The sequence below is a fragment of the Rhodoblastus sp. genome, from assembly GCF_041915505.1.
Taxonomy (GTDB): domain Bacteria; phylum Pseudomonadota; class Alphaproteobacteria; order Rhizobiales; family Beijerinckiaceae; genus Rhodoblastus.
The window spans coordinates 1-10,415 of the sequence record NZ_JAYSBG010000102.1; the positions used below are offsets into that span (position 1 = coordinate 1).

Below are 10,415 nucleotides of genomic sequence, written 5' to 3' on the forward strand. Positions count from 1 at the left end.
AACGCATGCGCGTCTCGGCGATCTCCTTGATCCGTTTGATGAGGCCGGCCTGATCGCTCCGTCGGGAGCGGTAGTGATAGGTCGAGCGTTCGACTGGCAGAGCGCGGCAAGCACGACGGATGCTCACCTGCCAGAGCGCGCGCACAAGGTCGACCATCGACCGCTGGCGAGCAGGCCTCAGAGCTTTCGTTTGATGACGTCCTGCAACATCTCCTTGTCGAGCGACAGGTCCGCCACGATCCGCTTCAGGCGCGCGTTTTCTTCTTCGAGCTGGCGCAGCCGTTTCATCTCCGACGGCATCAGGCCGGCGTATTTCTTGCGCCAATTGTAGAACGTGGCGTCCGAGATGCCGGCCTTGCGGCAGACTTCGCCGACCGACGTTCCTTCCTCCGCCTGCCGCAAAATGAAGGCGATTTGCGCCTCCGTGAACTTCGACTTCTTCATGCCGAAAACTCCATCCGCAGCCCAGGCTGCTAAATTGGAATTTTCCAGCTTTAAACGGTCCAGCTTAACGGAGGCAGGTCAACACCTGCGGCCGCCGTCATCTCGGGCTCGGTTCGCCTGATATGCGAGCAGCGACGGGGCGTCAAAGCTGATCGCGCCCTCGCAGCGACAATTTCGCCGATAGAGAATCACGCACGTTAGACCGAGCTCGGCCGCATTGGCGATCGTCACGGGGTCATAGGGCAGGGGACGGCGCAACCCAAACTCGCACATATCCGGCACATGCAGGAAAGCCGCCCGGCACATAAATCAGAAATTTCGCGTAATTTCAGCTAGTTACATTGGCTGGGAGACCTGGATTCGAACCAAGATTAACGGAGTCAGAGTCCGCTGTTCTACCGTTGAACTATCTCCCACCGGGCAAGGCCTAGCGTGGCCCTCACATAGCGAAGTGGCGCTGGGAACGCAACCCCGATTTCGGCCCGGAATCTGCTTGATCTGGATCAACCAAGCTCCTTTTCCACACAAATCCCTTGTCGCTTCGCGCATCGGCGCTTTATGCTGACGTGTTGAGGCAAAAGCCTGTGCGGGCGCGGGGAGTGATGGTGCCGTCAGTCGACGCCATGGGAGCGGAGGAGTCTATCGGCCACGCGGCGCGGTTGCAGCGGTACGCCCCCGGCGGCGGACCCTGCAGCGTGCGGCGGACGGCGACCTATGCCGCGCTCGACCTTGGCACCAATAATTGCCGCTTGCTCGTGGCGAGGCCCATTCGCGATCCCGATCAGCGTTTTGCCGAGAATTTCCGGATCGTCGACGCCTTTTCACGAATCGTCCGTCTCGGCGAAGGCTTAAGTCAGACGGGAAGCCTCTCCGAGGCGGCGATTCGCCGCACCATCGACGCCTTGTTGGTCTGCCGCGACAAGATGAGCGCGCGCGGCGTCACGCGCTCGCGGCTGATCGCGACGGAGGCCTGTCGCGCGGCCGCCAATGGCGCCGAATTCATCGAACGCGTGCAGGAATCGACTGGCCTGGCGCTGGAAGTCATCAGCCGCGAAACCGAGGCGCGGCTCGCCGCCGAAGGGTGCGCCTCGCTGGCTGACGCCGCCGCAAAGAGCGTTGTTCTCTTCGATATCGGCGGGGGATCGTCTGAAATCGTCTGGCTCTCGGCAGGCTCCGGCGTTCCGGGCGCCGAGCGCGTGCGGCACTGGACCTCGCTGCAATTGGGCGTCGTGACGCTGGCCGAACGGTTCGGCGGCGCGGACGTGTCCTATACGCAGTTTTCGGACATGACGAATCTGGTCGTGTCGGAATTGCAGCAATTCCTCGCCTCCGCCTCCAAGGAGGAGCGCTGCAAGCGATTCCACCTGCTCGGGACGTCCGGCACCGTCACCACGCTCGCCGGCGTGCATCTCAACCTGCCGCGCTACGATCGCCGCCGCGTCGACGGCCTCTGGATGTCGCACGCCGAAATCGACGCGGTGATGAATCGCCTGCGCGGCATGTCCTATGCCGAACGGTCGCAGAATTCCTGCATCGGACCGGATCGCGCCGATCTGGTGCTGGCCGGCTGCGCGATTCTCGAGGGCATTCGCCTGTGCTTCCCGTCGGAACGGATTCGCATCGCGGATCGCGGCTTGCGGGAAGGCATTCTGCTCGAATTGATGCGGGCCGATCGTTCCTTCGCTTTTTAAGTCCGGACCCTGTTCAGCGCGCGCTTTTGCGGCTACGGGAAAGCGTCTCGCGCAAAAGGGCGGCAGAAAGTGAAAACGACGAAGGGCGCCGGCGGTCCGGGCGGGCGCGATCTCAAAACGCGGGTCAAGACGGCGCGCAAACGCACGCTGTCCTCTACGCTTTGGCTGCAACGGCAGTTGAACGACCCCTATGTGGCGCGCGCCAAGCGCGAGGGCTGGCGTTCGCGCGCCGCTTATAAATTGCTCGAAATCGACGAAAAGCACCGCCTCCTGCAGCCGGGACAGAAGATCGTCGATCTCGGCGCCGCGCCGGGCGGCTGGTCGCAGGCGGCGGCGAAAAAAGTCCGGTCCGCCGAGGGGCAGGGCAAGGTGGTTGGCATCGATCTGCTGGATATCGAACCGATCGCGGGCGTCGATTTCGCCGTTCAGGATTTTCTGGACCCCGAGGCGCCGGAGCGGCTGAAGGCTATGTTGGGCGGCGAGGCCGATGGCGTCATTTCCGACATGGCGGCCAATACCACCGGCCACAAGAAGACCGATCACCTCCGCATCATTCATCTCGCCGAGCTGGCGGTCGATTTCGCGGGCGAAGTCCTGCGGCCGGGCGGCTTTTTCCTGTGCAAGCTGTTTCAAGGCGGCGAGACGGGTGAATTGGTCGGTCGTCTGAAGCGCGACTACGCAACTGTGCGCCATATCAAGCCCAATGCGAGCCGGGCCGATTCATCGGAACTCTATGTGCTCGCCACCGGCTTCCGCGCTTCCCGTAATTCCTGAAGTCGAACGGCTCTCAAAGAAAACCAATAAAAAAGAGCCCGGCCGATTGGCCGGGCTCTCTGGGAAATCCCAGATCCTTACGGATCTCAGTACTTGGCGACGACCGGAGCCGGGGCGCTGAACAGATAAGCCAGGCCGACGCGGACGGTGTTGACCGAGCTCTGCTCGCGCAGGGCGGTCAGGGTGTTGACCCACGGGCTCAGGTTGTAGTTGCCGAAGTCGTAGTAACGATATTCGACGCGGCCAACCCAGTTCGGGGTGAAGGCGTATTCCACGCCGCCACCGACGTCCCAGCCGGACAGGTCGGCAGTCTTGGAGACGGAGCCGTACCAGATGCCGGTGGTGGTGCCGGTGAGGGACGCAGTGCCCTGCGCCCAGGCGGCGCCGCCGATGGCGTAGAACAGAGCGCGATCATAGGAAACGCCGAGGCGGCCGTTGATCGAAGCGAGCCAATCCAGGCTGCTCTTGGCGGTGAAGCCAGCGCCGCCCAGAGCCGGGGTGACCCACGAGAACGACTGCGAAGCGCCGGTGCCCTGGAAGTCGCCTTCGATGCCGAGCACGAAGTTCTGGTTCAGCTGATAGTTGTAGCCGACATAGCCGCCGCCGAGGACGCCGGAGGTGTCGAGGCTGTGCGAGTTCCAGCCGGTCCAGTCGGAGTGCAGGCTGGTCGAGCCGAAAGCGCCGCCGATGTCAGCACCGAGGTAGAAACCGGTCCAGGAGAAGGCCGGAGCCGGAGCGACGTAAACCGGAGCTTCCTTACGAGAAGGCAGGTCGGCGGCGAAGGCCGAGCCCGCCAGAGCCGCGAAGGCGACCGTGGAGAGAAGAAGATTACGCATTGATATTTCCTTCCTTGCTAAATGCCATAACGACCGCAAGCCGCTATCGTGGGCAGACCATAATTCGACTTACCAACCAAGGCTAGCCGAATAAAACTGTGTCGGCTTGATTGTCATGGCGTGTTGCAAAAGTGCCTCACTGAGCGTCCGTATTCGCCGGGAATCCGGCGGAAACGCGGCGTAACGACAATCAATGACAAAAATTTGATATTCCATTAAGGACGCCGCGTCGAGCGTAAATTTTCGCTTTTGCTGTGTTCCCACGCGCCGTTGGGCAGTTCGTTTCTTTAGAATCCGCGCCAAAGAGGATAGCGATTCGTTATCCCCGGCCAAGATCAAGGGACGTAACTGCTCATTGTTTCAGGATATTTGAAAATATACCTTCCCGTTGGTTAACGAGGACGGGAGGTCGGTAAATTTTCCAGGGATTGTTCGATCGGCCGGCCAAACAGCGCGAAAAGTCATCGTTCTGCCGGTCAAGCGGTCAATTTGGGCGCGTTTGCGCGGCAAATTTTTTGCTTTCGCTCTTTTTTCGTTTGCTAACGCCGCTTTTTTGAACGGTCAAGCGGCGCGTCAGGCCTGGCCGGGCGGACGATGGCCGGACAAGGCCGCGCCCGCATCTTTTGGAAGCCGCGTGAAGATCAGCGCCGAGGCGGCGGTGATTGCGGCGACCACGAAAAAGGCCGGCGGGAAGTCGCTGAAGCCGAGTTCGCCGCCGGGCGACAGCTCCCGCGTCGCCTCGACCACTGCGGCGGCGATCGCGACGCCCGACGAAATCGACAATTGCTGGCCCACCGCTGAAAGGCTGGTGGCCCGGCTCATGTCGGCGGGCGTTATATCGGCATAGGCGAGGGCGTTCAGCGCGGTGAACTCCAGCGAGCGGAAAAAGCCGCCGACGAACAGGACAATGAGCAGCACCATCTGGGGCGTCTCGGGCCGGAACCAGCCGTTCGCGAACAGAAAGGCGGCGCTGATGAGGGCGTTGAAGATCAAGGTGGCGCGGAATCCGAATCGACTGAGCACGGAAGCCGCCGTGGTTTTCATCAGCAGCGCGCCTGCGGTCGCGACGAAAGTGGTCAGGCCTGACTGGAACGGCGTCATGCCGAAACCGAGCTGGAACAGCAGGGGCAAGAGAAAAGGCGTGGCGCCGACGCCGATGCGAAACAGGAAGCCGCCGACCACGCTGGCCCAGAAGGAGCGGATGCGCAGCAGCCGCAGGTCGAGAATCGGATTGGGAACGCGTAAGGCGTGGCGCACATAGAAGCCGACCAGGACAAGGCCGGCCGCGACCAGGGCGAAATTCGGTCCGCTGGGCAGAAAGCCGCGTCCCAGCACCGTCAAGCCGAATATGACGCTCGACAGGCCAAGGCCGGAGAGCGCGAACCCGAACGCGTCGAAGGGGGCGACGTCCTCGTTCCTGATGTCGGGTATGTAAAGAGTGGAGAGAATCACGCCCACGACGCCGACCGGGACATTGATCCAAAAATTCCAGCGCCAATGCAGATAGGTCGAGATGAAGCCGCCGAGCGGCGGTCCGAGGATCGGTCCGACCAAAGCGGGAATCGTCAGATAGGCCATGGCGCGCACGATTTCGCTGCGCTCGACGGAGCGATACAGGGTCAGGCGGCCGACCGGCGTCATCATCGCCGCGCCGCAGCCCTGCACGATGCGCGCCGCGACGAATTGCGACAGCGTGCTCGAAAAACCGCACAGAATCGAGCCGATGGTGAAAGTGACGATGGCCGCGCCGAACACCCGTTTCGTGCCGAATCGGTCCGCGACCCAACCGGAGGCGGGAATAAACACCGCCTGCGCCAGCAGATAGGAGGTCAGCGCCAGTTTCAGCGCGATCGGATCCTGATGCAGATCCTCCGCGATCGCCGGTAGCGAGGTGGCGATAATGGTCGAATCGAGATTCTCCATGAACAGGGCGCAGGCGACGATCAGCGGCGTGAGGATGAACGGCCGCTCGCGCCCGCCCCGGCTTTGTTGAGCTTCGATCATCGAAAAAAGACGCCAGTTCCGTGCGATGGAGCCTGTATTTCAGGAGACGATTTAGGAATACCAGGCCGCGCCGTCCTCATGCGTTGACGCCGTCAGCAACGTCGCGCCAAAATTCTCCGTCGGTCTCTTAACCCGAACGCGCCGGCGAGGAAATGTGCGAAACGGATGTTTCACGTCCGAAACGCGCGCTTCGGGCTGGCGTGGCGCTCCCTCAGCCCCGACGATTCGTTTTCATGCCGCGCATGGTTTGAAAGCTGCGAAAGAAATGCTAAGAGCAGCCGCCAACTCGGATGGCGCCCGCGCCACGATCTTCCGCACCGCGCCTTTGCGCCGATGGAGCTGGCAATGAACGATTTTCCCAAATTGACCGAAGCCTTGACCTTCGACGACGTCCTGCTGCGTCCCGGTCACTCGGAAATCATGCCGTCCGGCGTCTCGATCAAGACCCGGCTGACGCGCGACATTGAACTCAACCTGCCGATCATGTCCTCGGCGATGGATACGGTGACCGAGGCTCGACTCGCCATCGCCATGGCCCAGGCCGGCGGCATCGGCGTCATCCATCGCAATCTCGAACCCGCCGAGCAGGCCGAGGAAGTGCGCCGCGTCAAGCGTTACGAGAGCGGCATGGTGGTCAATCCGATCACCATTTTTCCCGACGAGACCCTCGCCGACGCATTCGGCCTGATGAGCCGGCATTCGATTTCCGGCATTCCGGTCGTCGCGCGCGGCCCCGGCGACAAGCCGGGCAAACTGGTTGGCATTCTCACCAACCGCGACGTCCGCTTCGCCGATAATCCGGCCCAGCCGGTCTCGGAACTGATGACCAAGACGCTCGTCACCGTGCGCGAGGGCGTGAACAAGGACGAGGCCCGCCGCCTGCTGCACCAGAACCGCATCGAAAAGCTGCTGGTGGTGGACGCGGATTATCGCTGCGTCGGCCTGGTCACCGTCAAGGATATCGAGAAGGCGACCCTGCATCCGTCCGCCTGCAAGGACGAAGCCGGCCGGCTGCGCGTCGCCGCCGCCTCCACGGTCGGCGACAAGGGCTATGAGCGCGCCGAACTGCTGATTGACGCCGGCGTGGATTGCATCGTCGTGGATACGGCGCATGGCCATTCGCAATCGGTGCTCGATCAGGTGACGCGCATCAAGCGGATTTCCAACAAGGTGGCGGTGATCGCGGGCAATATCGCGACCGCCGAAGGCGCCAAGGCCCTGATCGACGCCGGCGCGGACGCCATCAAGGTCGGCATCGGCCCGGGCTCGATCTGCACGACGCGAATCGTCGCGGGCGTCGGCGTGCCGCAGCTCACCGCCATTCTCGAAGCCGCTTCCGAGGCCCGCAAGGCTGGCGTGCCGGTGATCGGCGACGGCGGCATCAAATATTCCGGCGATTTCGCCAAGGCGGTCGCGGCCGGCGCCGATTGCGTGATGATCGGCTCGCTGCTCGCCGGCACCGAGGAATCGCCCGGCGAGGTGTTCCTTTATCAAGGCCGCTCGTTCAAGGCCTATCGCGGCATGGGCTCGGTCGGCGCCATGGCGCGCGGTTCCGCGGACCGCTATTTCCAGCAGGACATCAAGGACCAGATGAAGCTGGTGCCGGAAGGCATTGAGGGACAGGTGCCCTATCGCGGCCCGGTCGCGCCGATCCTGCACCAGCTCGCCGGCGGCTTGCGCGCCGCCATGGGCTATGTCGGCGCCGCCTCGATCCCGGATTTCCAGCAGCGGGCGCGTTTCGTGCGCATCACCAACGCAGGCCTGCGCGAGAGCCACGTCCACGACGTGGCGATCACCCGCGAAAGCCCGAACTATCCGACGGGGTTGTGAGGGGCGTTAAAGGCTGCGCCACCGGGCGGGCGTCCTTGCGGACGTCCGAGCGCACCGGGTGAGGCTCCTTGCGGCTGACGAGTCAATTCTGAATTCTCAGTTTAGGGAATTCGCATCCTGTCACCGCAATCCCACATGCATAAGTGGCGCGGCTGTCTCCACGTGCTTTCGCATAGGCTATGAGACATCTTTTTATCTCTTGTCCTGGAAAAGAATTTTGGAGCACGAAATGGAAGCTATGCGTTCAAATGGTCGCCGACCTTCAACTATTGGCGACTTTTTCTCCCTGCGCCGCGTCGATGTCGAGCGTTTAGGTCGTTCAATCTGGAAATTGACGCTGATTGTTTATGGCGTTCGAATCCTGTTTGAAGTCTTTGATGTTTTGCATCTATGGCTCTCTCTAAATCCGACAGGACTCGCCGCGATTGCCGTTGCGTTTAGCGATATGATCGCTGTGATATCGCACCTTGCCGTGTCGCTGCTGTGGCTGATGATAATAAGGCTGGTGCTCGAAGTCTGCTTTACGCTGATAAATGTTTCACGAAACGCCTCCGGCGAAACAGAAAACGCGAATTAACCACCCAAAAGACACCTATGTGGACAAACGATCTGACTGCGCGATTTCGAAGCGCAGGATGTTCGGGCGGCGATTTCAGGTTCGCGGGAGGGCGGAGTGTGAAACGACCCCAGCCAGCGGCGTCATTGCGAGTGGAGCGAAGCAATCCACCTTTCGTCTCAATGGCGGCCGATTATGGATTGCTTTCGCTCAGGCCAGCCTGTCCCGCACATAGGCTTCGAGTTTGGCGAGGTGCTGCTTGCCGCCCTCGACGGCGCCATATTTCTCGACCACCTCGTCGCGCGATTCCTTGCTCGGATAGAGTTGACGCAAGGTGACCAGGGTTCCGCGCGGCGTCTCCTCCAGCGTGACCGCCATTTCGAACCAGACGCGTTCACCATCGCCGTGGTCAAACACAAGGCGGGAGGGCGGCGCGATCTCTTTAAATATGGAATGGTTGGAATAGCGGGCGCCATCGGGGCCAACCATCACGAAAGTCCAGGCGCCGCCGACGCGGAAATCCATCGTTACGTCTTCATTGCGGAAGCCGTCAGGACCCCACCAATTGTTGACATGGTCCGGATCGGTCATGGCCTTCCAGACCTTTTCGCGGGCGAAGGGCATTTCGCGAGTCAGGATCAATTCGCGTTCATTCGCCGCCGGTATCGCCATCGCCATTTTCTCCCGTTTCCATTGTTTGAAGGTAGTTTTCCAGGCGGTCCAACCGCGCTTCCCAGATTTTCCGCTGCTCCTCGATCCAGCCCGAGGCGGATCGCAGCGGCGCGGCTTCAAGACGGCACGGCCTCCATTGGGCGTTCCGGCCTCGGCTGATCAGGCCCGCATTTTCCAGAACCTTGAGATGTTTCGTCACCGCCGGCGGCGAGATCGCGAGCGGAGCCGCCAGTTCGCCCACGGTGGCGTCGCCGCGGCTCAATCGCGCGAGCATGGCCCGTCGGGCCGGATGTGCGAGTGCGTTGAAGACGGAATCGAGTTGTGTTTCGTATTTCACCATTTGGTTAAATTAGATCGCTTTGGGCGGCCTGTCCAGCGCAGGGCGACCGGCAGCCGGCTGCAAGGCGGCCTGAGCGAACGCGCGAACGATCGGGAAAGGCCTTTCATATTGGCGGCGTCGCAAATCCCGACAACAATGCGATCCTTCACAAGGCGCGGCTGCGACGACGGATTCAAACCGTCGCCGCCGCGTGAAAGGGGGAGTCATGAAGCCGTCCAGCCTTTGTTTCAAAGCAGGCGTTTTATTTGTCGTCGTCGGAATGGCGTGGGGGCTGCTGATGGGCGCATCCGGCGATCATTCGACGCTCGCGGCCCATGCCCATTTCAACCTGCTCGGATTCGTTTCCCTCTTTCTCTTCGGCTTCTATTACCGCCTCAATCCCTTGGTCGAGGCGCAGTCTCTCGCGCGGACGCACGTCTGGATCTGGATCGCGGGCACACTGGTCCTCTCCATCGGCGTCGCGCTGGTCCATACGGACCATCCGATTGGCGATCCCTTCGCGGCGCTGGGCTCGATCGTCATATTGCTCGACGCGATACTCTTCGCCTGGCTGGTGCTTCGCGCTCCTGAGGGCGAAAGCCTCGCGTGACCGCCCCGTTTTCGGGTTGCGCGCGGGGGTGGACTGTGAAACGACCTGTGGCGAGACGGGCGCCTTTCGCTCGATTGACCCACTCGCCTGAAGGCCATCATGCATCCCGACGCCCGCATCGCCGCCGCGATCGAAGTTCTCGACGAATTGGAGACGCGCCGTCGTCCCGCCGCCGACGCCCTGAAGGATTGGGGCCTCGCCCATCGTTTCGCGGGCTCGAAAGATCGCGCGGCCATCGCCTCGCTGGTCTATGACGCCCTGCGTCGCCGCGCCTCGGCGCGCTGGATCATGAAGGAAGAAACGCCGCGCGCGGAAATGATCGGCGCGCTTTTGCTGGCGCGCGGGCTTTCGCCCGATGACATCGCCGCTTCCTTCAGCGGCGAAGGCCATGCCCCCGCGCCCCTGAGCGCGGAGGAGCGCGCCGCGCTCGCCGCAGCCGATCTTTCGGGGGCGCCGGACTGGGTTCGCGGCGACTTTCCCGAATGGCTCGCGCCCTCTCTTTTGCGCGCCTTCGGCGAGCGCGCGGCGGAGGAGGGCCGGGCGCTCGCAGCACGGGCGCCGCTCGATCTGCGCGTCAACGCCCTCAAGACGACGCCGGACAAGGCGCTTGAAGAACTGGCCCATCTCGGGCCGTCGCCCTGCCGCTTCGCGCCTTTGGGCCTGCGCATCGAACAGGGCA

General features: G+C 62.3%; 9 protein-coding genes, 1 tRNA gene and 2 pseudogenes. 6 read left to right on the forward strand and 6 right to left on the reverse strand.

Translation table 11 applies throughout. The annotated features are described in order from the left end of the window. A pseudogene (locus tag ACE3S9_RS08510) lies at positions 1–444 on the reverse strand (transposase); the annotation flags it as partial. Positions 445–786: 342 nt separating this feature from the next. Continuing rightward, positions 787–860: transfer RNA gene (locus tag ACE3S9_RS08515), tRNA-Gln, on the reverse strand. Positions 861–1,046: 186 nt separating this feature from the next. Here ACE3S9_RS08515 and ACE3S9_RS08520 point away from each other — a divergent pair. Then, the gene (locus ACE3S9_RS08520; protein ID WP_374546026.1) at positions 1,047–2,135 is read left to right on the forward strand and encodes a Ppx/GppA phosphatase family protein; all 1,089 of its coding nucleotides are present in this window, start codon (positions 1,047–1,049) and stop codon (positions 2,133–2,135) included. A gap of 69 nt (positions 2,136–2,204) precedes the next feature. Beyond that, positions 2,205–2,909, forward strand: coding sequence for an RlmE family RNA methyltransferase (locus ACE3S9_RS08525; RefSeq protein ID WP_374546018.1), 705 nt, complete (start codon positions 2,205–2,207; stop codon positions 2,907–2,909). 86 nt (positions 2,910–2,995) lie between these two features. Here the strand turns inward: ACE3S9_RS08525 and ACE3S9_RS08530 are convergent, their stop codons facing one another. Together ACE3S9_RS08530 and ACE3S9_RS08535 are read right to left on the reverse strand one after the other, a co-directional pair. Then, positions 2,996–3,745, reverse strand: coding sequence for an outer membrane protein (locus ACE3S9_RS08530; RefSeq protein WP_374546019.1), 750 nt, complete (start codon positions 3,743–3,745; stop codon positions 2,996–2,998). 573 nt (positions 3,746–4,318) lie between these two features. Next, positions 4,319–5,749, reverse strand: coding sequence for a DHA2 family efflux MFS transporter permease subunit (locus tag ACE3S9_RS08535; RefSeq protein WP_374546020.1), 1,431 nt, complete (start codon positions 5,747–5,749; stop codon positions 4,319–4,321). Between the two features lie 345 nt (positions 5,750–6,094). Here ACE3S9_RS08535 and guaB point away from each other — a divergent pair, with 345 nt between their 5' ends. Together guaB and ACE3S9_RS08545 are read left to right on the forward strand one after the other, a co-directional pair. Continuing rightward, the gene (gene guaB, locus ACE3S9_RS08540) at positions 6,095–7,579 is read left to right on the forward strand and encodes an IMP dehydrogenase (RefSeq protein WP_374546021.1); all 1,485 of its coding nucleotides are present in this window, start codon (positions 6,095–6,097) and stop codon (positions 7,577–7,579) included. 229 nt (positions 7,580–7,808) lie between these two features. After that, a complete protein-coding gene (locus tag ACE3S9_RS08545) occupies positions 7,809–8,156 on the forward strand; it encodes a hypothetical protein (RefSeq protein WP_374546022.1) in 348 nt (115 codons plus the stop codon). Between the two features lie 189 nt (positions 8,157–8,345). Here the strand turns inward: ACE3S9_RS08545 and ACE3S9_RS08550 are convergent, their stop codons facing one another. Together ACE3S9_RS08550 and ACE3S9_RS08555 are read right to left on the reverse strand one after the other, a co-directional pair. Beyond that, entirely contained in the window at positions 8,346–8,813 is a 468-nt protein-coding gene (locus ACE3S9_RS08550; protein ID WP_374546023.1) for an SRPBCC family protein, read from the reverse strand. Further along, positions 8,785–9,147, reverse strand: coding sequence for an ArsR/SmtB family transcription factor (locus tag ACE3S9_RS08555; RefSeq protein ID WP_374546024.1), 363 nt, complete (start codon positions 9,145–9,147; stop codon positions 8,785–8,787). The genes ACE3S9_RS08550 and ACE3S9_RS08555 overlap by 29 nt, the downstream gene beginning before the upstream one ends. A 205-nt stretch (positions 9,148–9,352) precedes the next feature. Between ACE3S9_RS08555 and ACE3S9_RS08560 the strand changes: the two genes are divergently transcribed. Next, the gene (locus ACE3S9_RS08560) at positions 9,353–9,736 is read left to right on the forward strand and encodes a hypothetical protein (protein ID WP_374546025.1); all 384 of its coding nucleotides are present in this window, start codon (positions 9,353–9,355) and stop codon (positions 9,734–9,736) included. A 99-nt stretch (positions 9,737–9,835) separates the two neighbouring features. After that, positions 9,836–10,415: pseudogene (locus ACE3S9_RS08565) on the forward strand (MFS transporter); the annotation flags it as partial.